The sequence below is a fragment of the Halobacterium sp. GSL-19 genome, from assembly GCF_016917855.1.
GTDB classification, from domain to species: domain Archaea; phylum Halobacteriota; class Halobacteria; order Halobacteriales; family Halobacteriaceae; genus Halobacterium; species Halobacterium salinarum.
In genome coordinates, this window is sequence record NZ_CP070377.1 from 1,426,146 (window position 1) to 1,451,112 (window position 24,967).

The 24,967-nt window shown below is 68.4% G+C and carries 26 protein-coding genes; 8 read left to right on the forward strand and 18 right to left on the reverse strand.

Translation table 11 applies throughout. The annotated features are described in order from the left end of the window. Positions 1 to 102: 102 nt before the first annotated feature. Positions 103 to 576 carry a DUF5812 family protein gene (locus tag JT689_RS09345; protein WP_205251053.1) on the reverse strand — a complete coding sequence of 158 codons (474 nt, stop codon included), beginning with the start codon at positions 574 to 576 and terminating at the stop codon, positions 103 to 105. 47 nt (positions 577 to 623) lie between these two features. Continuing rightward, entirely contained in the window at positions 624 to 1,166 is a 543-nt protein-coding gene (locus tag JT689_RS09350) for a hypothetical protein (protein ID WP_205251054.1), read from the reverse strand. 105 nt (positions 1,167 to 1,271) lie between these two features. Between JT689_RS09350 and JT689_RS09355 the strand changes: the two genes are divergently transcribed. Then, entirely contained in the window at positions 1,272 to 2,552 is a 1,281-nt protein-coding gene (locus tag JT689_RS09355; RefSeq protein WP_205251055.1) for a glucose-6-phosphate isomerase, read from the forward strand. Positions 2,553 to 2,560: 8 nt separating this feature from the next. Further along, positions 2,561 to 3,610, forward strand: coding sequence for a CPBP family intramembrane glutamic endopeptidase (locus JT689_RS09360; protein ID WP_205251056.1), 1,050 nt, complete (start codon positions 2,561 to 2,563; stop codon positions 3,608 to 3,610). 1 nt (position 3,611) lies between these two features. On the opposite strand, the gene JT689_RS09365 is transcribed toward JT689_RS09360, so the two are convergent. Both JT689_RS09365 and JT689_RS09370 read right to left on the reverse strand, forming a co-directional pair. Next, positions 3,612 to 4,073, reverse strand: coding sequence for an NOB1 family endonuclease (locus JT689_RS09365; protein ID WP_012289414.1), 462 nt, complete (start codon positions 4,071 to 4,073; stop codon positions 3,612 to 3,614). Further along, positions 4,073 to 4,312, reverse strand: coding sequence for a PRC-barrel domain-containing protein (locus JT689_RS09370; protein ID WP_010903468.1), 240 nt, complete (start codon positions 4,310 to 4,312; stop codon positions 4,073 to 4,075). The genes JT689_RS09365 and JT689_RS09370 overlap by 1 nt, the downstream gene beginning before the upstream one ends. A 214-nt stretch (positions 4,313 to 4,526) precedes the next feature. On the opposite strand from JT689_RS09370, the gene infB reads away from it, so the two are divergent. After that, complete coding sequence (gene infB, locus JT689_RS09375) at positions 4,527 to 6,329, forward strand: translation initiation factor IF-2 (RefSeq protein WP_010903469.1); 1,803 nt, start codon at positions 4,527 to 4,529, stop codon at positions 6,327 to 6,329. 217 nt (positions 6,330 to 6,546) lie between these two features. On the opposite strand, the gene JT689_RS09380 is transcribed toward infB, so the two are convergent. The 6 genes from JT689_RS09380 to pepF all read right to left on the reverse strand — a co-directional run bounded on the left by JT689_RS09380 (position 6,547) and on the right by pepF (position 12,186). After that, positions 6,547 to 6,948 carry a hypothetical protein gene (locus JT689_RS09380; protein ID WP_205251057.1) on the reverse strand — a complete coding sequence of 134 codons (402 nt, stop codon included), beginning with the start codon at positions 6,946 to 6,948 and terminating at the stop codon, positions 6,547 to 6,549. A gap of 164 nt (positions 6,949 to 7,112) precedes the next feature. Continuing rightward, entirely contained in the window at positions 7,113 to 7,433 is a 321-nt protein-coding gene (locus JT689_RS09385; RefSeq protein WP_205251058.1) for a hypothetical protein, read from the reverse strand. A gap of 696 nt (positions 7,434 to 8,129) precedes the next feature. Next, positions 8,130 to 8,495 carry a DUF5811 family protein gene (locus JT689_RS09390; RefSeq protein ID WP_010903470.1) on the reverse strand — a complete coding sequence of 122 codons (366 nt, stop codon included), beginning with the start codon at positions 8,493 to 8,495 and terminating at the stop codon, positions 8,130 to 8,132. Positions 8,496 to 8,546: 51 nt separating this feature from the next. Next, on the reverse strand, positions 8,547 to 9,029 hold the full coding sequence (locus tag JT689_RS09395; protein WP_205251059.1) for a pyruvoyl-dependent arginine decarboxylase: 483 nt from the start codon (positions 9,027 to 9,029) through the stop codon (positions 8,547 to 8,549). A 32-nt stretch (positions 9,030 to 9,061) separates the two neighbouring features. After that, a complete protein-coding gene (locus JT689_RS09400) occupies positions 9,062 to 10,297 on the reverse strand; it encodes a proteasome-activating nucleotidase (protein ID WP_010903472.1) in 1,236 nt (411 codons plus the stop codon). A 95-nt stretch (positions 10,298 to 10,392) separates the two neighbouring features. Continuing rightward, positions 10,393 to 12,186, reverse strand: coding sequence for an oligoendopeptidase F (gene pepF, locus JT689_RS09405; RefSeq protein WP_205251060.1), 1,794 nt, complete (start codon positions 12,184 to 12,186; stop codon positions 10,393 to 10,395). Between the two features lie 103 nt (positions 12,187 to 12,289). Between pepF and JT689_RS09410 the strand changes: the two genes are divergently transcribed. Further along, on the forward strand, positions 12,290 to 13,615 hold the full coding sequence (locus JT689_RS09410; protein ID WP_205251061.1) for a M28 family metallopeptidase: 1,326 nt from the start codon (positions 12,290 to 12,292) through the stop codon (positions 13,613 to 13,615). On the opposite strand, the gene truA is transcribed toward JT689_RS09410, so the two are convergent. The 5 genes from truA to JT689_RS09435 form a co-directional block, all read right to left on the reverse strand. Further along, positions 13,612 to 14,412: a tRNA pseudouridine(38-40) synthase TruA gene (gene truA, locus JT689_RS09415; protein WP_010903475.1), complete on the reverse strand. Its 801-nt coding sequence runs from the start codon at positions 14,410 to 14,412 to the stop codon at positions 13,612 to 13,614. The genes JT689_RS09410 and truA overlap by 4 nt on opposite strands. Before the next feature lie 4 nt (positions 14,413 to 14,416). Next, positions 14,417 to 15,715, reverse strand: a complete 1,299-nt coding sequence (hisS, locus tag JT689_RS09420; protein WP_010903476.1) for a histidine--tRNA ligase — start codon at positions 15,713 to 15,715, stop codon at positions 14,417 to 14,419. Positions 15,716 to 15,766: 51 nt separating this feature from the next. Beyond that, a complete protein-coding gene (locus JT689_RS09425; protein ID WP_010903477.1) occupies positions 15,767 to 16,357 on the reverse strand; it encodes an alpha hydrolase in 591 nt (196 codons plus the stop codon). A gap of 3 nt (positions 16,358 to 16,360) precedes the next feature. After that, positions 16,361 to 16,714 carry a DNA-binding protein gene (locus tag JT689_RS09430; RefSeq protein WP_010903478.1) on the reverse strand — a complete coding sequence of 118 codons (354 nt, stop codon included), beginning with the start codon at positions 16,712 to 16,714 and terminating at the stop codon, positions 16,361 to 16,363. Between the two features lie 102 nt (positions 16,715 to 16,816). Then, entirely contained in the window at positions 16,817 to 17,272 is a 456-nt protein-coding gene (locus JT689_RS09435) for a 30S ribosomal protein S19e (protein WP_010903479.1), read from the reverse strand. Between the two features lie 151 nt (positions 17,273 to 17,423). On the opposite strand from JT689_RS09435, the gene thiL reads away from it, so the two are divergent. Next, a complete protein-coding gene (thiL, locus tag JT689_RS09440; RefSeq protein WP_205251062.1) occupies positions 17,424 to 18,290 on the forward strand; it encodes a thiamine-phosphate kinase in 867 nt (288 codons plus the stop codon). Here the strand turns inward: thiL and JT689_RS09445 are convergent. Together JT689_RS09445 and JT689_RS09450 are read right to left on the reverse strand one after the other, a co-directional pair. After that, positions 18,287 to 19,399 carry a site-2 protease family protein gene (locus JT689_RS09445; RefSeq protein ID WP_205251063.1) on the reverse strand — a complete coding sequence of 371 codons (1,113 nt, stop codon included), beginning with the start codon at positions 19,397 to 19,399 and terminating at the stop codon, positions 18,287 to 18,289. The two genes, thiL and JT689_RS09445, sit on opposite strands and share 4 nt — an antisense overlap. Positions 19,400 to 19,482: 83 nt before the next feature. Then, positions 19,483 to 19,734 (reverse strand): hypothetical protein, encoded by a 252-nt coding sequence (locus tag JT689_RS09450; protein ID WP_010903482.1) that lies wholly within the window; start codon positions 19,732 to 19,734, stop codon positions 19,483 to 19,485. 380 nt (positions 19,735 to 20,114) lie between these two features. Between JT689_RS09450 and pyrH the strand changes: the two genes are divergently transcribed. The 3 genes from pyrH to JT689_RS09465 all read left to right on the forward strand — a co-directional run bounded on the left by pyrH (position 20,115) and on the right by JT689_RS09465 (position 24,373). Next, the gene (gene pyrH / locus JT689_RS09455) at positions 20,115 to 20,840 is read left to right on the forward strand and encodes a UMP kinase (protein ID WP_010903483.1); all 726 of its coding nucleotides are present in this window, start codon (positions 20,115 to 20,117) and stop codon (positions 20,838 to 20,840) included. A 4-nt stretch (positions 20,841 to 20,844) separates the two neighbouring features. Further along, positions 20,845 to 22,491: a lysine--tRNA ligase gene (gene lysS, locus JT689_RS09460; protein WP_205251064.1), complete on the forward strand. Its 1,647-nt coding sequence runs from the start codon at positions 20,845 to 20,847 to the stop codon at positions 22,489 to 22,491. A gap of 79 nt (positions 22,492 to 22,570) precedes the next feature. Continuing rightward, on the forward strand, positions 22,571 to 24,373 hold the full coding sequence (locus tag JT689_RS09465; RefSeq protein WP_205251065.1) for a site-2 protease family protein: 1,803 nt from the start codon (positions 22,571 to 22,573) through the stop codon (positions 24,371 to 24,373). On the opposite strand, the gene JT689_RS09470 is transcribed toward JT689_RS09465, so the two are convergent. Further along, complete coding sequence (locus tag JT689_RS09470) at positions 24,370 to 24,900, reverse strand: PadR family transcriptional regulator (RefSeq protein WP_205251066.1); 531 nt, start codon at positions 24,898 to 24,900, stop codon at positions 24,370 to 24,372. The two genes, JT689_RS09465 and JT689_RS09470, sit on opposite strands and share 4 nt — an antisense overlap. Between the last annotated feature and the right edge of the window lie 67 nt (positions 24,901 to 24,967).

Genomic DNA, 24,967 nt, shown 5'->3' on the forward strand with positions numbered 1-24,967 from the left:
CCTTCTTATCCGGACGCCGTGGGTTCGAGAGCTGGTACAGCGGGACGCACTCACACGACGTGACCGCGCCGGTGGGGGCGCGACGGGAGGGCAGGCCCGGGGCTACGGCAGATATCGGACGCTGATGAAGTCCTCGCCCGCCCGCACCTCCACGCGATTGATGCCGATGCGGGCGGCCCGCGAGACGGTCTGGTCGTCCGCAACAACGTCATCGACGGCGTCTGAGACGTTGTCCGCGCCGACCGAGAGCACGTGGATTTCGCCGACGCCGGCGCGCTCGGCGGTCGCGAGCTCGCCGCGGGGGAGGTCGGCGGCCAGATCGCGAGCGTTCGGGGTGGGGGTTTCGTCGCTGACGGTCACCGGGATCTGGGTGTGTTCGGCGACGGACGCGACGCTGTACGTGACGTGCATCGGTGGGTCCGGCGTGATGGTTGCGTCCAGTACGTCGCCGGCCGAGAGCCCGGGGTTCTCCGAGAGGGTGTGCACCTGTGCGTCCGAGACGTCGGTGAGGATCGCGGAGTCCTCGCTGGCGTCACTGACGAAGAACGTCGCGGTCTTGGATCGGGCGTCGGTCATGCCCGCCCGTAGGCCGGCTCCCCGGTTCACTGTTACTGTTCGGCGGTTCACGCGCGCAGCCAGCGATGCGTGGCGTACACGAGCACCGCGCCGGCCAGCGGCACCACCGGCGAGAACTGCGGCGGGATGCCGTACAGCACGGCGATCAGGGGTGCAGCGACGCCGCTGGGTGGCGGTCGGGACGCGATCTCACCGGCGACCCGGTAGGTCGCCGGCATGGACGCCACCACGCCGAGGTACACTGACACCACGAACAGATAGCCGGCGCTCGAAACGCCGGCGTCGTAGGCGGGGCTCACGGACAGTGCGCGCCGGTGGCGGCGTGCGACGAACAACACGGGAGAGACCAACGGCAGGAACACGAACAGCCCGAGCACGACGTAGAACGTGCGGGACAGCGTCAGCGAGCCGCCGCTCCCGCCGGCAGTGTTGGAGATGAGCACGACGAGTGCGCCCGCCATCAGGAACGCGAACAGGCCACCGAGCACGGCGCTGACGACGGCGTAGCTTTTGAACAGCCGGGAGTCCGATTCGCGGAACGCGTACGGGAACGCCGACAGCAGCCCGGAGTAGCTATCGAACCGGCCCATTTGTGTGGCCTGCGGGCGCGGCGAGCAAAAGCCCGGCGACTCCGCGCCGACCCGGGGCTCGCGGAACTAGCCACCCTGAAGTGGCCGGCAGACCCCCCTCCGTGTATGCGAATCGACATCGGCGCTGCACTCGACGCGACCGCCACGCCGGGCGTGCCGCCGGACGCGCTGGACCGACTCGACGGCCGCGTCGCCCGCGCACACGATCGGATCACCGCCGGGATGGACGGCGACGAGTTCGGGTACGCGGCCCTGAACCTCCCGCGGACGGTTGACGTGGACGCGATCACGGCGGCCGCCGACGCGGTGGCGGACGCCGACACGCTGGTGACCGTCGGGATCGGCGGGAGCGCGCTCGGCGCGGCGACGCTCGTGGACGCGCTGGGCGACGACGACCTGGACTACCACGCGCTGGACAACGTCGACCCCGCGCACGTCACCCGGTTGCTGGACCGGATCGATCTCTCGACGACCGCCGTGCACGTGGTGTCGCGGTCGGGGACGACCGCCGAGACGCTCGCGAACTTCCTGGTTGTGCGGGACGCCATGGACGACGCGGGCGTGGACTGGACGGCGCGCACGCTCGTCACGACGGGCGACGACGGGCCGCTGCGGGCGCTCGCGGACACCCACGACCTGCCCGTGCTTGACGCCCCGAGGGGCGTTCCCGGCCGGTTCGCCGCGCTGTCGACGATCGCGCTGCCGGCCGCCGCGATCGCCGGCGTCGACGTCGGCGAGCTGGTGGCGGGCGCGGCCGACGGGCGGGCGGCGCTTGCCGGCTCCCTGGAGGACTGCCCCGCGTACGCGTACGGCGCGACCGCGTACGCCCTCGATCAGCGCGGGGCGGGCGTGAACGCGATGCTGCCGTACGCCGAGCGCCTGGAGACGTTCGCCGAGTGGTTCGCACAGCTCTGGGCGGAGAGCCTCGGGAAAGACGGCGTCGGGCAGACGCCGGCGCGGGCGCTGGGCGCGACCGACCAGCACAGCCAACTCCAGCTCTACCGCGCCGGCCCGCGGGACAAACTCGTGACCATGCTTCGGCCCGCGTCGCGGCCCGACTGTGCGATTCCGGAGGCGGAACTGGCTGACATCGACTATCTCACCGGCGGCGATCTCGGGGCGCTACTCGACGCCGAGTTCGAGGCGACGGCGGCCAGCCTCGCGGCGTCCGGTGTCCCCACTGTGCGCGTGGAGGTGCCGGCCGTCGACGCGCGGTCGGTGGGGCGGCTGCTGTTCGACTTCGAAGCCGCCTGCGTGCTCGCGGGCGAGCTCTACGGCGTCGAGACGTTCACCCAGCCCGCCGTCGAGTGGGGGAAGAACGCCGCCCGCGACCTGCTCCGCGGCGAAGACCCGCTTCCGGAGACGGAGACCCACATCGTGGAGTGAGCGCAGCCATGCCAACACCTCCTGTATCCGACCGGTACGCGTCGACTGTCGGGTTCGTCGTCGCGGGCGTCGGGCTGGCGGCGACGCTGCTCGACTGGGCGCCCGCCGCGGACACGGTGGCACACGCCGCCACCGCGTGCGCCGCCGTCGCCACGCTGGCGTTCGCGGGGCGTCGCCACGGCACCGGCCCCGCGTGGTTGTCCGGCGTGGGCACCGGGGCGGGCGGCGCGCTCTCGCTGACGGCGGCGGCGGCGCTGCTGTCCATGACCGGGCCGGTCACCGCCGGGCCGGCGGTGGCGCTGTTCGCGGGGATCAGCGTGATCGGGGCCGGGCTCGCCGCGGTCGCCGGCGTGGATGCCGACGGCGTGCGCGCCCGGGAGCGGGCGGTCGGCGTTGCTGTGGTCGTGTCCGCCGGCGCGCTCGTCGCGAGCAGCCTGCTTGCAGCCATCGCCGCGGGCATCGCGCCGGACGCGCCGACGGTCGCGTACCCGGTGCGGGCTGCGGTGTCAAGCGTTGGGTTGGGGATCATGGGCGTCGTGTTCGTGCGGGCGTCGGACGTTGCCGGGATCGACACCCCCACCGTCACCCGGCGTGACGTGGGCGTTGCGGCTGGCGGTGTGGGCGCGATCTTCGCGTTGCATCTGGGGTTGAACGTGGTCGTGACGGCGCTCTCGCTGCCACAGACCCAACACGGCCTCATCGAAGCTGCCCGGAAGACCCCCGCGATGCTAGTGCCGTTGGCGGTTGTCTCCCTGGTGTTCGTCGCGCCGGGCGAGGAGCTGCTCGCGCGCAACGCCGTGCAGAAATACCTCTACGACGCGTATTCGCGGCGCAGCGCCGTGGTCGTCGCGTCGTTCGTGTTCGCGGCCAGCCACCTGCTGGCGTACGCCGGGACAGCCGCCCCGGGTGCCGTGATGGTCGCGCTCGCGCGCGTGTTCGTCGTCAGCCTGGTGCTCGGCGTCGCCTACGAGCGCACCGACAACCTGCTGGCACCGATCGTCATCCACGGCGTCTACGACGCGGTCCAGTTCGGGCTCGCGTACTGGCAGTTCACGTAGCCTACGACGGGTTCTTGCGTTCGAGGGGGCTGCCACAGACGGGACAGCGGTCGTGGTCGGTGTCGTCGAACTCGCGGCCACACCCCTGGCATTGGAGTCGCCAGTCGCGGCGCTCGGTGATGCCGTCCTGGGAGATCGACTCGACCGTGACGGCGAGCTCGGCGGCGACGTTCTGCATCGCGTAGTCGTCGCTGACCAGCGTCCCGTCGAGTTCGTGGGCGGTCGCCAACAGCCGGCGGTCGGTCTCGGAGAGCACGTCGGCGTCGCCGGTCGTGGCCGCGGCCTGGCGCACGGCCTCGCGGGCGTCCTGTGCGGGGACGTGCACCCGCATGCCGCTGCCCGCGGCCGCGTCGAACCGGAACGCCGCGGCGTCGGTGAGCTCGTCGCGGACCTCGGGGACCGAGGCGGTCGGGTCCGGGGCGTCGTACTCGTCGATGAACGCGGTGGCGTCGAGGACGTGCACTATCGGCGAACGACGATGTAGTCTTTGACTGCTTGCACGCGACTCACCGGAACGCGGTACCGGCCGTCGTCGCCGATCGGGAAGTCAGCGGCGACGGACTCCTCGGTCTGCTCGACGAGCAGGTGCTCCAGCGTGCCGGATTTGAGGTCCATCGTGATGTTGTACAGCATGCCAAGCTCCGTGCCGTCCGACCCCATCACGGCCTTCCCGGAGAGGTTTTCGGCGAGGATGTCGGCCATACCCGGTTTCACTGTCGGGATTCACATAAACCCCGGGGGGATGTCCGACGGGCGTGCGACAGCGAAACCACCACACAGCGAGTCGACAGCGCCACACGCGACGCCGGCCGAACGCGGTCGGCCCATCGGCGTCGCCGTCGCCGCCGTGACGATGGAATTATAGGCTACCGCGCGCTCCATTGGGGTAACGACCGTTCTCTCGGAGGATTCTACTATGCCCGACGCAGACACCACCGACGACCCCGGGGACTTGCGAACGCCGATCGTGGCCGTGCTCGGCCACGTCGACCACGGCAAGACTAGCCTGCTGGATAAGATCCGCGGCTCGGCCGTCATCGAAGGCGAAGCCGGCGCGATCACCCAACACATCGGCGCGACAGCGGTCCCGCTGGACACCGTCTCGGAGGTCGCCGGCAGCCTCGTCGACCCCACCGAGTTCGACCTGCCGGGGCTGTTGTTCATCGACACGCCCGGCCACCACTCCTTCTCGACGCTGCGCTCGCGGGGCGGCGCGCTCGCGGACATCGCCATCCTCGTGGTGGACGTCAACGACGGCTTCCAGCCACAGACGGAGGAAGCGATCCGCATCCTGAAGGACACGGGGACGCCGTTCGTCGTCGCCGCGAACAAGATCGACACGACGCCGGGGTGGAACCCGAACCCGGACGCGCCCGTGCAGGGCACTTACGACGACCAAAGCGACCGCGTGCGCTCGGACCTCGACGACGCGCTGTACGAACTCATCGGCGAGATGTCCGACGCGGGGTTCTCCTCGGACCTCTACTGGCGGGTGCAGAACTTCCAGAAGAACGTCGGGGTCATCCCCGTCTCGGCGGAGACCGGTGAGGGCGTCCCGGATCTGCTGACGGTGCTGATGGGGCTGGCCCAGCGGTACATGAAATCCGAGATGGAGGTCACCATCGACGGCCCCGGCGCGGGCACCGTCCTCGAAGTCAAAGACGAGCAGGGCTTCGGGACGACCGTCGACGTGATCCTCTACGACGGCACCATCCGGTCGGGGGACACCGTCGTGGTCGGCGCGCAGCCCGAGCCCATCGTCACGGACGTCCGCGCGCTGTTGAAGCCCGGCGACCTCGCGGAGATGCGGACGGAGAAACGCTTCGGGAACGTCGACCGAATGCAGGCCGCCGCCGGCCTGAAAGTCGCCGCGCCGGACCTCGACGACGCGATGGCCGGCGCGCCGATCCGCGTGGTCGGCGATCGTGACGTCGCGGACGTCGTCACCGAGGTGGAGGCGGAGCTGGCGGAGGTCGCGGTCGAAACCGGCGAGGAGGGGATCGTGGTGAAAGCGGACACGCTGGGCAGCCTGGAGGCGCTCGTGAGCGCGCTCGAAGAGGCCGAGATCCCCGTGATGTCGGCAGAAGTCGGCGATGTCGCGCCGCGGGACGTGGCGATGGCGACCACCGTCGACAGCGAGAAACACCGCGTGCTCCTGGGGTTCAACGTCGACGTGCTGCCGGCCGCCGCGGAGAACGCCGAACGCGAGTCCGTGCGCGTGTTCAACAGCGACGTGATCTACCAGCTCGTCGAGGACTACGAGGCGTTCGTCGACGCCCAGGAGCGCGAGCAGAAAGAAGCCGTCTTCGACAACATCGTGCGCCCGGCGCGGTTCCGCATCCTGAAAGACCACGTGTTCCGCCAGAACGACCCCGCGGTCGTCGGCGTTGAGGTGGTGTCGGGCACGCTCAAGCGGAACACGCCGGTCGGCGGTATCGAGGGCAACGACCTCGACCGCGCGGGCATCGTCAAGGGCATCCAGGATCAGGGTGAGGACGTCGACGAAGCCCGTGCGGGCAACCGCGTCAGCGTCTCCATCGACGGCCCGACGGTCGGCCGCGACATCAAGGAGGGCGACGAACTCTGGGTTGACCTGCCCGAAAAGCACGCGAAGGTCCTGGACCAAGAGCTCACGTCTGACCTGCCCGCCGACGAGCGCGAGGCGCTGAAATCCTATCTGGACATCATGCGCAAACGCGACCCCTTCTGGGGGAAGTAGGCGGTTTAACCCACCCAACTGTGCACACAAATTAGGTGGGTTCATCCCTCGAACGCGCCAGACCACTCTAACGGACTGATATGTAGGCGACGCGCCACGTCTCCCACCACGTCCGTAACCGCATGACAGCGGTCGAATCTCTCCCGCCCCGTCAAGATTGGCGCGACGCGGGTCCCATGCACACGGAGGTATGTGGTGGATTTGAGCGCGCCGAACGTTATCCAAAGTCCATATTCTCAGGATTAAGGGGTATCATAGCCGCGGCATCGTCCTCCGTTATAGGGTCGCCTATGCGGCTATGTTTTTCACCACGCTCAAGCGATTGCTCAAACGTCAAGTCCTTATTGAGTGGAATATCTGAATAACTCTCCACATGCATCCCGTACTGCTCCCCCACTACGTCAGTAAAGAAAATGTATAGGTCAAAATCGATGTATTCTGTATTATTCCACTCCCGAGCAAGCCTTTGCATTACTTTAGAGAACGGGGCTTCGTAGGGTTCGGACCCCCCGCTGAAGGGTTTGAGTTTGACCACATCGTCAAGGAGAACCTTCATTTCTCCCGCCCCTACTGTGCTTTCACCAACCTTGTCCGTGTCTGGCGGTTTATTGTTATGCATAGAAGTGGTAGGTTTGCGAACCATAGGGTTTAGCGCAGAGCTGACGACGGTTCCAGCCCCTTGATATCCAGCCCTAAATTCGGGTCCGACGCCTCTCCCTCACTATAACCGTACTCACAAGTACCCTGTTTAAGTAAAATCAGAACCGCGAGCCAGGACCGACTTTAATTATCGTCGTTACGATATTTTCGGTCATTTCTATCAATCAAATCTTGTTCAGACTCATGCTGATTTACCTTCGCAGAAACCTCGTCACTCACACCGACAGTTTCGGTAACACTCCTCTTTTCGAGTTTTGTGATTAGAATACCGAGGAGAATCAACAATAGTACACCAACTATCGAAGGTATGGGGACAGCCACTGCTATCACTGTAAGGAGAATATCCGTGACAACCAACAACCTCTTTATACATTTTGCAAGTCGATAGTACGATTCGTTCTGGAAACCTATTCCAATTCGATAACCTCGTCGGTACACTCCCATACGCAGAAATAAACTGCGTTGGGTAAAACAGTTTGACCCCTATTCTTTTACTTAAGTACCTATCTTTAACGTACATGGTATAGGGAAGTAGTGGCGGGGCGGTGAGGACAGCGGTGTGAGAGGTTCAAGGAGATTTGTAGGTCATTCCCGTGGCGGGCGTCTGTGGACGGCTCAGACGCTTTTACGTCACCTTTCGCGTGCTACCAATATGAGAACACTACTCCGCTGTCCGCCCGTGTGGCGTCCGACGTTTCGCGTGGGACGTGAATGGTGTCGCCAGTCTTTGCGAAAGCCGTCAAACCAGCGACTTTTCCGCCTATATACGGGCGATTTACCCCACATTTGGTGAGTGAGAATGCCCGTCTGTCCCCAGTGCGGCGACCACTTCCCCTCATTACCAGGGGTGTCCCACTGTTCGACAGGGTTAGGGTCGTCGGAGCGGTGAATCTGAAAGAACTTCGAGATAGCGCCAGTAGCGTTCTTAATGGTCCCTTCGGAGTAGCCGACGGGTTCCCCACCTTCGAGAGACGCGCCACAGTCGGAACAGTCGTCCTCAAAAGGGTCCGCCTTGTGCTCACACTCGGGGCACTTCACTATTTCATGGCTTCTGAGGGAAGTAGGCGGCCTGGGGCCGGCAGCGGATACGGCTGTAAGCTCTAGTTGACTACCGAATTTGGCCCGTGAGAACCGGCTGAACTATCGCGCTGTTTCGGGAACGTCGTCGCCGAGGGCGTGTTTGACCTGCAGCGCCGCACTGGCGGCGAGCCCGCGAGCGACCTCCTCGCGGTCCTCGGTGGGGATCAGGTCGTCGTCGGCGAGATCCTCGAACTCTGGCGTGAAACCGGCGCTGACCGGGTTGCCGGCGGGCGGGCGAACCGCAACCGTGACCTGCACGCCGCTGGACCCGTTCGTGACCTCCGAGCCGACCACGTACTCGTCGGGCAGGAACTCGCGGGTCCGGGACGCGATCTGCGCGATGCTCGTCTGGAGCGCGCGACGTTGCTCGCCACTGAGGTCGCCAGTGGCGTCCGCCGGCCCGCTGTACGGCGCGTTTCCATGCATGACACACGGGTACGTGGTGGGAACGTATAACCCTTCTACTGTCGGGTGATCTTACTGGTCGAAAACGGGGTCGCTGTCGCCGTAGGCCGCGATGACGACGGCCGCGGCGTGCTCGCCGGCGTCGGCGGTGACCGTCTCGGTCCGCACGGACGGCTCCACGCCGTCCCAGTCGCGCACCTCCATGCCGGCCGTGATGCCGGTGGTGACGCGGTCGGCGACGTCGTCGGGGGTGGTCTCGTCGGCGGCTTCGTAGAAGAGTCCGGGCGCGCCGTCGCGGGGTGCCCACGCCAGCCCGGCGCTTGCCTGCCCCGGCCCCGCTGTTTGGCCGCGGGCTTCCACGACGGTGAGCGTGTTCCCCGCCGGCCCGAGGTCGGGCGCGGTGTCGACCGGGGAGACGGTTGCGTCGGCAGGAATGACCGACGAGACGCGAATCAGGTTGTAGTTGTGGACGTTGGCGTCCGCGAGCGCGGCGTCGTAGGCGGCCATCTCCGTCGGGGCGACACCGCTCCCCCACGCGATTCGGATGCGAGGCATACGGTCGGCGTACGCCGTCCGGCGTCCTATACTTACTGAATGTAGCTCGGGTACCGCGGGCCGCTGGACTCGGTGTCCCCCTCGGCGACGAGTTTCTCGTAGGCGTCGTCGAAGTCCTGGCGGTGGACCTCGTCGCGGTCGTCGCGGATGGCGAACATCCCGGCTTCCGTGGCGAGGCTGGCGAGCTGCGCACCGGAGAACTCCGCGGTGTCGGCGGCGAGATCCGAGAAGTCGACGCTGTCGGCGACGTTCATCTCGCCGGCGTGGATCTCCAGGATGCGCTCGCGGGCGTCCGGGTTCGGGTTGGGGACTTCGATGAGGCGGTCGAAGCGGCCGGGCCGCAGGATCGCGGAGTCCAGCATGTCGAAGCGGTTGGTGGCGGCGATGATGCGGATGTCGCCGCGCTCGTCGAAGCCGTCCATCTCCGAGAGCAACTGCATCATCGTGCGCTGGACCTCGGCGTCCCCGCTGGTCTTCGAATCCGTGCGCTTGGCGGCGACGGCGTCGATCTCGTCGATGAAGATGATCGCGGGGTCTTTCTGTTCGGCGAGCTCGAAGAGATCCCGGACCAGCCGGGAGCCCTCGCCGATGAACTTCCGCACGAGCTCGCTGCCGGCCATCTTGATGAAGCTGGCGTCCGTCTGGTTCGCGACGGCTTTCGCGAGCATCGTCTTGCCGGTGCCGGGCGGCCCGTGCAACAACACCCCACTCGGGGGTTCGACGCCGACCGCGTCGAACTTCTCGGGGTTGACCAGCGGGTCCTCGACGGCTTCCCGGACTTCCCGGAGCTGGTCGTCGAGGCCGCCGATGTCAGCGTACGTGACCGACGGCGACTCGTCGACTTCCATGGCCTGCGCGCGGGCGTCGGTCTCGTCGTCGAGCACGCGCTGCACGCTGAACGAGTCGTTGATCGCGACCCGGTCGCCGACCTCCAGGGTGTCCGCGAGTCGCGGCGACAGCTCGGTGAGGACCTCCTGGTTGTTGCCGTGCTGTTTGATCACGGCGCTGCCGTCTTCGGGCAGGTCTTCGACGGTCGCCAGGTACAGCGACGCCGTTTTCAGCGTCTCGTTCTCGCGCTGGAGGCGGTTGACCTCCTCGCGGAGTTCTTCGCGGCGGGCTTCGACATCGTCGAGTTGCGCCTGCAGCTCTCCGTTGACCGCCACGATATCCACGTAGTGGTCTTGGAGCGCGTTGAGGCGTTCCGCCGGCGTCGACTCGGGATCGACGTCGAGCGTCGGCCGGTCCGGCAATGAGGGGCTACGCGACATTCGTTGCCGTCCATAGGGGCCGCGCGTAGAAGTTCCTTTGGGTAGGCTACACTGTCCGTGCGCGGGACGCCAAACGGGGGTGTGGCGGCGCGGCGTTAGACGAGGTCGTCGGCCTCGTCGAGGTAGTGGTCGTAGACGCCGATCGCGCGCTCGATGGGGGCGCTCGTGGACATGTCGACGCCGGCGTCCTGGAGGAGTTCGATCGGGTACGCGCTGGACCCGCGGGTGAGGAACTCCCGGTAGCGGGCGGCGGCGTCGGGCTGGTCGTCGTCGAGGATGTCCTCGACGAGCGCGACCGCCGCGGAGATGCCGGTGGCGTACTGGAAGACGTAGAAGTTGTAGTAGAAATGCGGGATGCGCATCCACTCCCGTTCGATGTGGTCGTCGATGGTGGCGTTCGCGTAGTACGCGCGCTTGCGGTCGCCGTACACCTCGTCGATGCGGTCGGGCGTGAGCGCCTCCCCCGCCCGGGTGAGCTCGTGGAGGCGCTGTTCGACGTCCGCGAACAGCGTCTGGCGGTAGAGCGTCGACCGGAAGCGTTCGAGGTACTCGTTGAGGATGTGCCGCCGGAAGTGGTCGTCCTCGACCGTGTCGAGCAGGTGGTTGACCAGCAGCGCCTCGTTGACCGTGGACGCGACTTCCGCCACGAAGATCTCGTAGTTCGAGTAGACGTAGGGCTGGTGTTCGCTGGTGTACTGGCTGTGGAGGCTGTGCCCGAGTTCGTGGGCGAGCGTGAACATCGAGGAGATGTCGTCCTGGTAGTTCATCAGGATGAACGGCTGGGTGTCGTAGGTCCCCCCGGAGTACGCGCCCGAGCGCTTCCCGCGGTTCTCGTAGACGTCCACCCAGTTCGAATCCAGGCCGTCGGCGACACGCTGCTGGTAGTCCTCGCCGAGCGGCGCGACCGCCTCGATGACGTGCTCGCGGGCGTCGGCGTACTCGATATCGGGGCCTTCGGAGTCCACGATGGGCATGTAGAGGTCCCACATCTCCAGGTCGTCGACGCCGAGGGCGCGCCGCTTCAGGTCGGCGTGGCGCTGGAGCGTGCCGAGGTTGTCGTCGACCGTGTCGACGAGCGTGTCGTACACCTCGACGGGGATGTTGCCGCTGTCCAGGGCGGCCTGCCGGGCGGTGTCGTAGTTGCGCGCCTCGGCGAGTTTCACGTCCCGTTTCATCTGGGTTTTCATCGTCGACCCGATGGTGTTCCGGACGCCGCTGATGGTGTCGTAGAACTGCTCGTGGACGGTCTGTCGGAACGCCCGGTCCGGGGTCTTCAGGAGGTTCGTGAAGTTCGACTGCGAGATCTCGACGGCATCGCCGGCGGGGTCTTCGACGGTGGGGAACTCCAGGTCGGCGTCGGTGAGCATGTTGTACGCGTCGCTTGGCGCGCCGAACACCTCGCCGAGCTCGCTCAGGAGCCCCTCGACCTCCGCCGAACGCGTGTGCGGTTTCATCCGCAACACGTCGTCGAAGTAATGCTCGTACACCGCAAGCTCGGGCGTCTCCTCGATCATCGACTGCAGTTGCTCGCGGGTGCAGGCCTGGAGCTCGGGGTCGAAAAAGGACGTCGCCGAGGACACGTCGGTCATGAGGCTCGCGCCGCGCGCCTGCAGCGCCTGGGACTCCTGGTCGCGGGTGTCTTCGTCCGACCGCATGCGGGCGTACGCGGACACCATCTCGGCGTCCCGGTAGACCGCATCGCGCAACTCCAGGGCCGCCAGCAGCGTCTCGCCGTCCTCGGTGAGCCGCCCCTCGTAGTCGTTGAGCGCGTCAAGCTCGGCTTGGACGTCCTCGAAGGCCGCCTCCCACTCGTCGTCGGTCTCGTAGATGGACGCCAGCGCCCATTTGTACTCGTCCGCCACGTCCGCCCGGTCGGGGACACTGCTCATATGCCCCAGCGTTCGCGTGCGTCCGGTTAAACGTTCGCAAACAACCGGGTGATTGCCGGCGACGGCCCCCGAAATTAACCCGGTGCCCGACGTAGCGGGCGGCATGGACGCTGTGCCGCGGGCGCTCGGACAGGCATGGACCGATGACACGCCGTGGGACGTGCTTACGGCGCTCACGGCGCTCGACTCCCGGATGGCGGGCCACGCCGGCGACCGCCGGGCCGCCGAACACGTCGTGGACGCGCTGGGCGAGGCCGGGGTTCGTGACGTGACCACTGAGCCGTTCCCCCTCCCGGTGTGGACGCGGGGGGACTGCGCGCTGCGCGTGACCGCGCCCGACGAGCGGGCGTTCAACGCCATCGCGTTGCCGTATGCGCCCGCCGGCACGGCGACCGGGCGACTGGTCTCGGCGGGATACGGCGCGCCGGCCGGTTTCGACGGGGTCGACGTCGAGGGCGCGGTCGTGGTTGCGTCGACGGGCAGCCCGCCGGGGGGCGATCGCGTCCACCGCATGGAGAAGTACGGCCGGGCGGTGGCGGGCGGGGCAGCGGGGTTCGTGTTCCACAACCAGCGCGACGGCCAACTCCCCCAAACGGGTGCACTCCGCGGTGGCCGCGTGGGCGAGCGCCCCGCCGCCAGCGTCTCCGGGGAGGTGGGGTCGTGGCTGGAGGCGTACGCCGAGCGGGGCGGGGCGGCCGAGCTGACCGTCGACGCGCACACCGAGCCAGGGACGGGCGTCAACACGCACGGCGTGCTCGGGCCGGACACGCCCACGGAGGTGGTCGTGATCGCGCACCACGACGCCCACGACATCGGCGAGGGCGCACTCGACAACGGCTGTGGCGTGGCCACCCTGGTGGCGGCCGCGCGCGTGCTGGCCGCGATGGAGTCCGTCCTGGAGACGCGCGTGCGGCTGGGCACGGTCAGCGGGGAGGAAGTCGGGCTCGTGGGCGCGAGCGCGCTCGCGGACGGCCTCGACACCGACGCCGTGCGCGCGGTGGTGAACCTCGACGGGGCGGGCCGGTATCGGACGCTGCGGGCGTTCCTGCACGCCACCCCGGCGTTCGCGGACGTGCTGGCGGCGGTCGAGGACGCGACCGGGCACCCGATCGACGTGGTCGACACGCTGCACCCGTACAGCGACCACTGGCCGTTCCTCCGGGCGGGCGTCCCCGCGGTGCAGTTGCATTCGGTCACCCCCGAGCGGGGCCGCGGCTGGGGACACACGCAGGCCGACACCCGTGACAAAGTCGACGCGCGGACGCTGCGCGAGCACGGCATGCTCGCCGCGCTGCTCGTCCGCGAACTCGCGCGCGAGGACACGACCATCCCCCGTGCCAGCCAGGCAACGCTCCGCCAGCGCCTCGTCGATGCGGGCATGCGGTCGGGGATGGTGGCCGCGGACGTCTGGCCGGCCGCCTGGGACTAGATCGAGGCGAGGTGGCCGGCGACGCGGGCGCGCTCGTGGTGGTCCGCGCGGGCTGCGCGGAACGTGGTTCGCGCGCGCTCGGCGGCGTCCTCGTCGACGGTGAACGAGAGGCCGTCGTAGGCGACGGCGTGAAGCACCAGGGGGTGTGGGTCAGCGGGCGGCACGCCGTCCGGGCCGGCAACCGGCTCGTCGCCCAGCACGGTGTCGATCCGGTCGGTGTCACCGGTCTCGGTGACGAGCTGGACGAGCGAGACGACGCGGCGAACGAGCTCCCGACAGAACCCGCCGGCACGGACGGTGATGACGCGAAACGCCCCGTCGCGGTCCAGAGTGGCGTCCAACTCGCGGACGGTGTTGGTGGTGTTGGGGGTGAGGTTGTGGAAGTCGTGTGTCCCGGTGAGCCGGTCGAGCGCCCCGGCGGCGCGGTCGTCAGTGGCCCGACTGTCGGGGGCGTACCAGTAGTAAACGTAGGTGCGCGCGACCGCGTCGTGGGTGGCGTGGAACTCCGGCGGCGCGTCGGCGTGCGCCCACACCTGGATGGGGTCCGGAAGCGCGCCGGTGAACGCGTCGGGGGTCAGCCACGCCGGCGCGTCGAAGGCGACCGTCTGGGCGCGCGCGGACACGCCGGCGTCCGTCCGCCCGGCGGCGGCGTACCCCGGCGGTTTCGCGCCGTCGAAGACGTCCAGGCGGCGCAGCGCGCCGAACAGCTCGCCGGCCACCGTGGAGACGTCGGGCTGGCGCTGGAAGCCGTGGTATGGGCGGCCGTCGTAGGCGACCCGGAACGCGCGACGCGGCATCCGGTTACGCGAAGTCCTCGACCCGCGGCGCGTCGTGCGCGCCGGGGAACGCCGCGATCGGGGCGGTCGTCTGCTCGCCGGACGCCATGTTCTTGATGGTGACGTTGCCGTCAGCGAGGTCCTGCTCGCCGACGATCACGACGGTGTCCGCGCCGACGTTGTCGGCGTAGTTCATCTGCGCGCCGAAGCTGCGCCCGGTGATGTCGGTGTCGACGCGGTTGCCGCGCTCGCGCAGCGCGCTCGCGACGTCGGCGGCTTCGGCGTCGGTGTCCCCGACCTGGAGCACGTAGTAGTCGGGCGTGAACTCGTCGTCGGGGAGCACGCCGGCGTTCTCCAACAGGAGGTTGAGGGTGGCGTGGCCGGGCGCGACGCCGACCGCCGGCGTGGGCTGCCCGCCGAAGCGCTCGATGAGGTCGTCGTACCGGCCGCCGCCGAACACCGCGCGCCCGACGTCGCCCGTGGAGTCGAAGCACTCGAACACCACGCCCGTGTAGTAATCCAGGCCGCGGGCGGTCGTCAGCGACACGTCACAGTACTGGCGGACGCCGAGGGTTTCGGCCGCATCGAGGACGTTCCGGAGGTTCGCGACCGCGTCCCGGACCCGGTCGGTGCCCGCGAACGACACGAGCGCGTCGAGGTCGTCGCCGTCCAGGAGGTCGTCGAATTGCTCGGCCTGATCGTATGACAGCCCCGCCGCCGCCAGGTCATCGAGGTACGCCGCGCGCTCGATTTTCTCGCGTTTGTCGACGGTGCGGATCGCCGCCTCGGTGTCCACCGTGGCGTCGAACGCGGCCAGCAGGCCGCCGAGGATGTCCCGGTGGCTCACCCGGAACTCGAAATCCGCGCCCGTGAGCCCGAGCGACGTGAGACCGTCGGCGGCGACCGCGAGCACCTCGGCGTCGGCGCGCGGATCGCTCGTGCCGAAGATGTCGAGGTTGGTCTGGTAGAACTCCCGGAACCGCCCCTGCTGGGGCTCCTCGTAGCGCCAGAACGGCCGCGAGGAGTACCACTTGATCGGCTTCGAGAGGGCCTGCTGTTTGGCCACCACCATGCGCGCGACGGTCGGCGTCAGCTCCGGGGTGAGCGCCACGTCCCGCCCGCCCTGGTCGGTGAACGAGTACAGCTCGTCGACGATTTCCGCGCCGGACTTGTCGACGTACATCTCGGTGCGCTCCATGGCGGGCGTGCCAACCTCACGGAACCCGTAGCTGGCGGCGGCGTCCTCGATCGCGTCGATCGCCGCGCGCCGCGGCCCCATCTCCGCGGGGTAGAAGTCACGAAACCCCTTGAGTCGGTCGTACATGGAGTGCGGTTGTCGCGTCCGGCGCTTCAAAGCTTCCGTTCGACGCCCACCCTAGTTGCGGAGCCCGTGCACGTACGTCTGGTCGTGCTCGGGGAACACGTCGCTGATCGCGGTGTCGTCGCGGTCGGCCGCCAGCAGCGCCCGCAGCTCCGCCTCGTAGTCCGCGCGCGGGATCTCCTCGCTCGGGCCGGTTTCGACGTCGAGTTCGGCGGCCACCAGTCGGTCGATCGCGCCGCGTCCGAACCCCGACAGCGGGGAGACGTAATCCACGCCGTGGCGGTCTTCGAGGCTCTGGGCGTGCGCCCGCGACACCGTCGGCACGCGGTCGTCGCGGCGCGTGCCGTCCGCGACCGCGTCGAAGCGCTCCGCGACCGCCTCCAGGGCGTGCTCGTGGACGTGCTGGATGCCGTTTCGCGGATAGCCGTCCTCGACCATCAGCGCCACCGCGTCGTCGGCGACCCCGCGGTCCAACTGCAGTGCCTCGAAGTCGAAGTCGGTCTCAGCCGCCGCAGCGCGGGCGTGGGCGTGCTCGTCGGTGATGCCGAAATGCACGGTGACGAGCGTGATGTCGTAGAACCGATCGAGAACGAGGGCGGCCAGCGTGGAGTCTTTCCCGCCGCTGTAAAGCAGGCCCAGTTCCATCGCTTATCGGCGATTGATGTTGAAGCTCTGGGAGTCGGGCTTGAGTTCGCGGAGGATCTCTTTCATCTGATCCTCGTCGATGCGGCCCTGCACGCGTCCGGACTGGGCCAGTGCGAGGACCTGCTGTTCGGCCTGCTCGGCGAACTCCGGCTTGCTCATGCGGATCGTGTTCAGGCGCTTGCGCGCGCCGTCGGTGAGGTTCTGCTTGAGCATCGCCTGCTTTTGCTGTTCGGCCTGCTGGGCCTGCTGCTGTTGGGCCTCACGCTCCGCGTCGCCGCCCTGCTGTTGTTGCTTGAGCTGCTCTTTCTTTCGCTGGCGAAGCTCCTCTAGTCGGTCGTCGTCAGGGTTCCCACTCATACTGGATGACAGTTGGCCGCGAGTCGTGTTAATTGTTGTGCACAGCGTCGACTGCTGCCGGCGCTACCCGAACGAGAAGTGGCGGCGTCGCGTCGGCGAGCGTTACGCGTAGCGTTCGAGCTCCGGGCGATCGAGGGATTCGATCACGTCGCCGGCGGTCTCGTCGAGGAGGCTGCGGCCGTCACCGGTGACGACGCGGCCGTGGTCGTGTTGTTGCTCGACGAGGCCCTCGGCTTCGAGTTGCTGGAGGATCGTGCGCACGATGTTCCGGGAGCCGGCGGTCGTCGTCGACGGCGCGACGACGTAGCGGTTCGAGCCCGAGGTCGTGGAGCCGTAGGCCTCCGAGAGGCGCTTGACACCGATCGGGCCGTCGATGGCGACCTTCCGCAGGAGGCTGGCCGCACGGGTCGCCCAGAAGTCAGACTGCTCGGGGGGAAGCTCGCGGCCCGCGCCCGTCTTCGCGTAGTTCGCCCAGTCCGGCTCGTCGAGTCGCGTTTCGAGGTCCGCGGCGAGCTCGTCGATGAGCTCGTCCACGGGGGCGTCGTAGAGAGTTGCCATTGCAGGCACGTCGTCCCTGATTCGTTTAAAGGCATCGTTAGGCGGCGCGAGGCGGCCACACCGGCGTGCGTGACCGCCACCCCGGCGGCAGCGGCCGGGTGCCGTGGCGGCTTTCCGGGGGCTTATCACCGGTGGTTGCCAACCGCGTGGTATGGATGAGCGTGCGGCCCTGGAGCTTGTCGGCGGGCTCGTCTCACGCGCCGGCGACGACGCCGCAGTCGTCGGTGACACCGCCCTCACGATCGACATGCTCCACGACGCGACGGACTTCCCGTCGGGCACCACCAGGTACACCGCGGGCTGGCGGTCGGTCGGCGCGTCGCTGTCGGACGTCGCCGCGACGGGCGCGACCGCGACCGCCGCAGTGGCCGCCTACGGCGCGCCGGGCTTCGACGACGACGAGCTGGCCGCGTTCGTGACCGGTGCACGCGACGTCTGTACGGCCGTCGGCGCGGAGTACGTGGGCGGCGACCTGGACGGGCACAGCGAGTTCACGGTGGCGACGGCGGCGATCGGTGACGCCGACCACCGCGTCGCGCGCAGCGGTGCCCGGCCGGGTGACAGCGTGGTCGTGACCGGGTCGCTGGGGCGCAGCGCGGCCGCGATGGCGCTGTTCGACGCCGGCGACACTGACCGCGCCAACGACCTGTTCCAGTTCATGCCCCGGGTGGCCGCCGGGCAGGTGCTCGGCGCGCACGCGACCGCGATGATGGACGCAAGCGACGGGCTGGCGCGGTCGTTGCACCAGCTCGCGGCGGCCAGCGACTGCGGAATGGCGGTCGACAGCGGCCGCCTCCCGGTGGCGGACGCGCTCGCGGAGGTGACCACCGACCCCGTCGAGCGCGCGGTGTCCTTCGGCGGTGACTTCGAGTTGGTGGCGGCCGTGCCGCCCGAGCGCGTGGAGGCGGCGCGGGCGGCGGTCCCCGGGTCGCTGTCGGTCGTCGGGCGCGTCACCGCGGCGGCCGACGGCGTGTGCCTCGACGGCGACGCGCTGGCCGACGACGGCTGGACGCATTAGCCGAGTTGGATGGGGACCGGCATGAAACACAGCGCGCCGAGGACGAACGTCACCACGCCCAGCGCGACGCGCCGGCGGTCGAGTGGCCGGTCGTCGACCGGCGTGACGGTGCCGGACAGCGACACCACCGACGCCAGAACACCCCACAGCAGCCAGATGCCGGCGGCGTTCCCGGCGTCTCGGACGATCCAGAGGTAGGCCCCCAGCGAGAGCAACGCGGTCGGCACGAGCGGCGCGAAGCGACCGGCGGTCTCGCCGACCAGCGACCGGAGGATGTGCCCGCCGTCGAGCTGGCCGACCGGCAGCAGGTTCAGGAACGTGACGAACATGCCGATCCAGCCGCCCATCACGACGGGGTTGACGGCTGTGCGTGGGTCCGCGTACGCGAACTGCTCGCCGAGCACGGCCGCGATCCCGCGCAGCAACAGCGGGTAGCCGAAGTCCACGTGAACGGCGCTGGCCGAGTTCGCGACCCCCGGGGGCACCGTCACCGGCGGCAACACGAGCCCGATCACGGAAACGACGACGGCAGCGACGAGACCCGCCAGCGGCCCGGCTGCGCCGATGTCGAAGAGGGCGTTGCGGCTGGGCATTCGGCCGCGCATCCGGATGACCGCGCCCATCGTGCCGAACAGCGACGGGAACGGGATGAAGTACGGCAGCGTCGCGTCGACGTCGTGGTGTTTGCTCATCACGTAGTGGCCGAGCTCGTGGGTGCCCAGCACGCCCATGACCGCGAGCGTGAACGGGATCGCGCGCACGACGGCGGGCGAGAACGGGTCGACGTAATACCAGTTCGCGCCCACGAACAGCGTCGAGGCGAGCGTCGCCAGGAACAACGCGACGTTCGTCCACGGCACCCCGGTGTCGGTGTCAGCGGCGTCGGCTGGCGTGGCGACGAGCACGCGCTCGCCGGTGCGGTCGGTGAGCCTGACGTCGTAGCCGTGCTCGCGGAACAGCGGCCAGAGTTCGCGCTCGATCGTGGCTCGGTCGGCACCGGGCTGCCCGAAGTAGAGGAGTTCGTCGTCCCGGTGTTGGACGTCGTACACGTCGAAGCGGTCGCCGAAGGCGGCCGGGGAGGGCGCGTCCGCTGGCGATTCAGGCGGCATTGAAGCGTGGTAGCGGCTACAGCCGCTTAACCACTATGGGTGTTGCACGGCGAAAACGGGGACGCAGTGGCGGGGGAGGGGTGTTATGCGGGCTGGACGCGCCACGTGGTGGCGCTGGTGTACGACCACTTCTCGACGGTGATGTCGGTGGCGGACTTCGAGAGTTTCACCATCAGAGCGCCGATCTCCTTGGGGGAGAGATCGACATCGTCGGCGATGAACTTGCTCTTGAAGTAGAGCTCGCCGTCGTCGGCCTTCTCGCGGAGGTAGGACTTCAGGCGCGTTTCCTTGTCCTGCGACTCGGCCTCACTGGAGGGGGAGTTGGGTGCGCTCATGGTGTCTGGCCTCGCTTTCGTGTACCGCCCAGGATGGGTTATAACAGAAGGAACGTTCGGGCTGATTTCGGCCGTTTCACCCCGTGAACTGAGGGGGTACGTACAGTTTATAACGTGCTTAGAGCCAATTAGACAGTTTATACTCGTGTTTCAGAGTTTATTTTGGGTGGGAGACGACAGCATCTCCTAGGCCGGGTGACAGCGGGGGCTGTCATCGACACGTCAGACGATCGGGAGGTGACAGTGCCGGCAGTCGTGGCGCGCGCACCGGAGCCAGGCGGCCCCGAACGTCGCAGGAGTGTTTCTTCCGGCCGTCTAACGGCTGCACGCGCGATCAGTTGACAACCCTTAAGCACGCCACCGGGCTACCGGGCTGTAGTATGCGAGTGGTGGTTTCTATCGGCGGCAGCGTGCTCGCGCCCGGCTTGGACGCCGACCAAGTCGACGCCCACGCCGACGCCATCAACGAGTTGACCGACGCCGGCTGTGAGGTCGGGGCCGTGGTCGGTGGCGGCGGCGTCGCACGGGACTACATCGGAACAGCGCGCGAGCTCGGCGCCAACGAGATCGAGCTCGATGACATCGGCGTCGACGTGACGCGGCTCAACGCCCGGCTGCTCATCGCCGCATTGGGCGGTGACGCAGCGCCCAGCCCGGCCGAAGACTACGAGGACGCCGGGGAGGCGATGCGGCGCGGCGACATCGCGGTGATGGGGGGCGTGGTCGCCGGGCAGACGACCGACGCCGTGAGCGCCGCGCTCGCGGAGTACACCGACGCCGACCTGCTGTTGTACGCGACCAGTGTGCCCGGCGTGTTCTCCGCGGACCCCAACGAGGACGCCGACGCCGAGCACTTCACGCGGATGACGGCGGGCGAGCTCGTGGACATCATCGCGGACATCGAGATGAACGCCGGATCGTCGGCACCCGTGGACTTGCTGGCGGCGAAGCTCATCGAGCGCTCCGGCGTCCGCACCATCGTGCTCGACGGGACCGACCCCCGCCGCATCGTGGACGCGGTGCGCTTCGGCGAGCACGACGGCACCGACGTGATCCCCGACGGCACCGACAACCAGATGACGTACTGGGCCGACAACCAGGAGTAAGACCATGCATCCTGACGACGACCCGTACGCAGACGACGGCAGCGGTCGCCTGTTCTGGGCTGACGCCGCCGCCGACCGCGTGCTCGACGGCGACCCCGAGGAACCGATCGTGATCAAGGGCGGGATCTCGCCGTCCGGCGTGCCACACCTCGGCAACATGAACGAGATCATGCGCGGGTATTTCGTGGCGGCGGTGTTGCGCGAGCGCGGCCACGAGGTACGCCAGGTGTTCACCAGCGACGACCGCGACCCGCTGCGGGGGCTGCCCCGGAAGCTCGCCGACCTGGACGGGGAGGTCGTTGCTCTCGGGGACGTGAACGCGGGCGCGCTCGGGCAGAACCTCGGCGCGCCCTACACCGAGATCCCCGACCCCTTCGGGTGCTGTAACTCCTACGGCGCGCACTTCTCGAACCTCATTCAGTCCTCGGCGGACCGCCTGGGCGTGGACGTCGAGATGGTCTCGAACACGGAGACCTACGCCAACGGCGGGTTCGAAGAGGTCACGCGGTACCTCCTGGAGCACGTCACGGCGGCCCGCGACGTGCTGGGTGAATACCAGGACAAAGTCGACGAGGAGTACGTGCCGTTCAATCCCATCTGTGAGGCGTGCGGGAAGGTGACCGAGACGGTCACCGACGTCGACGCCGACGCCGGCACCGTCGAGTACGTCTGCACCGACATGGACGCCGGCGACCAGACCATCGAGGGGTGTGGTCACGAGGGCACGGCGACCCTCCGCGAGGGGAAGCTGCCGTGGCGCTTCGAGTGGCCGGCGCAGTGGCGCACGCTGGGCGTGGACTACGAGCCGTTCGGGAAAGACCACGCCGAAGGGTCGTGGCCCTCCGGGACGGACATCTCCCGGAACGTGCTCGGCGACGAGCCACCGACCCCCATGGTGTACGAGTGGTTCACGCTCGACGGGGAGCCGTTCAGCTCGTCGGCCGGCCACGTCATCCTCGTCCAGGACGTGCTCGCGTTGCTGGAGCTGCCGGTGGTGCGGTACTTCTTCAGCAAGGACCCCCGCCGCGCGCGGGACTTCTCCATCGAGCACCTCGACCAGCTCGTCGACGAGTTCGATCGCATGGAGCGCGTGTACTTCGGCGAGGCGGCCGACGCCAGCGAGGACGAACGCGAGCGCGCCGCCCGCGTGTACCCGCTGCTCGTCGACGACATCGACGCGGATCGCGTGCGCATCCCGTTCACGTTCGCGGCGGTGCTGGGGATGACCGAGGACTCCGCTCTGCGCGAGGAGATCGCGCGCCGCGAGGGCCACATTCCCGCGGACGCTGACGCCGACACCGTCGCGGACGCGCTCACGCGCGTTGAGCGCGCCCGGGAGTGGGCGCGCCGCACGAACAACGAGTTCAACTACCGGCTCGCGCGCGCCGAGATCCCCGCACACGACTTCGACGACGCCACGGCGGCGGCGCTGGACGAGTTGGCGGCGTTCCTCGACAGCGAGGACCCCGACGGGGAGGCGCTGCAGGGCGAGATCTACGAGGCCGCCAAGCGCCACGACATCGACATCGGCGCGTTCTTCGCGGCGGGCTACCGGCTGTTCTTCGACGAGGACCAGGGCCCGAAGCTGGGGCCGTTCCTCGCGAAGCTCGACCGCGAGTTCGTGGTCACGCGGCTCCGCCGCGAGGGCTGAACGCCGCCCCGTGGACGGCGGTGGAGCGGGCGATCCATCCCCGAACTCCTTTTGACCTAGACCCCCGAAGCAACGGACAATGGAAACCTGGCAGCTGCTGTTGGTCGGGCTGCTCGCGTACTGGGCGGCGGTGTCGTGGGCGCAGAGCCGCGGCCTGCTGCCGTCGTTCGTGCACACCAGCGGCCCGATAACGACCCTCCACACGAAGCGCGGGAAGCGGTTTCTCGACTGGATGGCGACCCCCAAGCGGCTGTGGCGCGCGTGGGGGAACTTCGGGTTGGGGCTGGCGTCGGTCGTGCTGGTCGGCGTGCTGATCGCGCTCGTCCTGGTGGCCATCACGACGCTGCTGAATCCGCCGGAGCCAACGAGCATCAGCCAGCCGTCGAACGTGCTGGTGATCCCGGGGGTCAACGACTTCCTGCCGTTGTCGGTTGCGCCGGAGATCATCGCCGGGCTGTTCATCGGGATCGTCATCCACGAGTTCGGCCACGGGCTGATGTGTCGCGTCGAGGGCATCGACGTCGAGTCCATGGGCGTGGCGCTGCTGGCGGTGTTGCCCGTGGGCGCGTTCGTCGAACCGGACCAGGACAGCCAGGCGGACGCCGACCGCGGGTCGAAGTCCCGGATGTTCGCTGCCGGCGTCACGAACAACTTCCTCGTTGTGGTGGTGACGCTGGCGTTGCTGTTCGGGCCGGTTGCGGGCGCGGTCGCGGTTTCGGACGGCGGCCTCGTCGGGGAGGTCCACGACGGGACGGCGGCCGCCGCCGCCGGGTTCTCCGGGGGGGACCGCATCACCGCGGTGGGTGGCGCGCCGGTGGCGAACAACACGGCGTTCAGGCAGGCCCTCGACGAGTACGACGACCCCACGGTGCCGGTGACCCTCGCCAGCAACGAGACGGTGCGCGTCGAGCGGCAGCTGTCGGTGGTCGCGAACGCGTCGAACTCGCCGCTGTCGATCACCACGAACGACACCATCACGGCCGTCAACGGCACGACGGTCAGCACCGAATCGGAGCTGCGGGCGGCGCTCGCCGACCGCGAGGTCGCGGCGTTCGAACTGAACGACGGCGCGGCGACCGCGACCGGGCCGGCGGGCGCGCTCGTGACGACGATCCCCGACGCGCCGGCCGCCATGGACGGCCTGTCGGCGGGCACCAACGCGGTCGTGGTTTCGGTCAACGGAACACGGGTGCCCACGTACGACGCGCTCAGCGGCGAGCTCGACGCCCGCGACCCCGGTGACACGATCAGCGTCGGGGCGTACGTCAACGGGAGTCGGACCACCACCGAGATCACGCTGGGCGAGCAGTCCGACGGCTCCAGCTACATGGGGATCGCGCCCGCACGCGGCGTCAGCGGGGTGGCCGTCGACGGCTTCGGGGCGACACTGTATCCGGCCGACACCTACCGCGGACTGCTCTCCGGGGAGACGTCCGGGTCGGCGTACCTCAGCACGCTGTTCGGCGGCGCAGACGACCCCATCACGGGCTTCCTGCAGGCGGTCGTGATCGCGCTGTACCTGCCGCTGATCGGGCTCGTGGATCCGACCCTCGGGTTCAACTTCGCGGGGATCGCGGGGATGAACGCGAGCTTCTATCACGTCACCGGCGTGCTGGGCGTGTTCCCGGACTGGGTGACGTTCGGCGCGGCGAACGTGTTGCTGTGGACCGGCTGGGTGAACCTCAACCTCGCGCTGTTCAACTGCATCCCGGCGTTCCCGCTTGACGGCGGCCACCTGCTGCGGTCGGCCGCGGAGGCGGTGACGGTGCGACTGCCCTTCGAGAGCCCGGAGACGGCGACGCGCGCGATCACGACCGGGATCGGGTTGCTGATGCTGTGCAGCCTGTTGTTGATGCTGTTCGGGCCGGAGCTGCTGTCCTAGTCGTCGGGGCCGTCGATGCCCATGCGGTCGGCGAACTCCGCGGGGGTGTCGGGGACGCGCTCGAACTCCGAGAAGTAATGTTCGTGGTGGCGCACCACCTGTTCGACGATCCACGCCGAGAACGCCTCGTCAAAGCGCCACCCGGTGCCTTCCGGTGGGTTTTCGACGTCGAAGCGGTCGTCGGTGCCGAGCACCGCGAACATGTGATAGAACCCCAGGATGACATCGAAGAGGTCCGTGCCCGCCGTGCCGACTTCCTCGCGTTTCGCGGCGAGTTCCTCGCGGCCGGCGTCGGTCAACTCGAAGTATTTCCGGTCGGGTTCGTCCTCGACGTCGAGGCGCTCGGCGTACCCGTTCTCCTCGAACTTGTAGAGGATGGGGTAGACCGACCCGTAGGACGGCTCCCAGTGGCCCCCGGAGAGGGATTCGATCTCCTTGAGGATCTCGTAGCCGTACCGGGGTTGTTCGTCAAGCAACTCCAACACCAGGTAGGAGACGAGCCCCTTCGGCGGCCCACTCTTTCGCATCTGCGTCCACCTTCCGGGGGTCGCAGTGAAAGGGTTTCGGTCGGTGGGCCGCCGTCACACTGCGGGC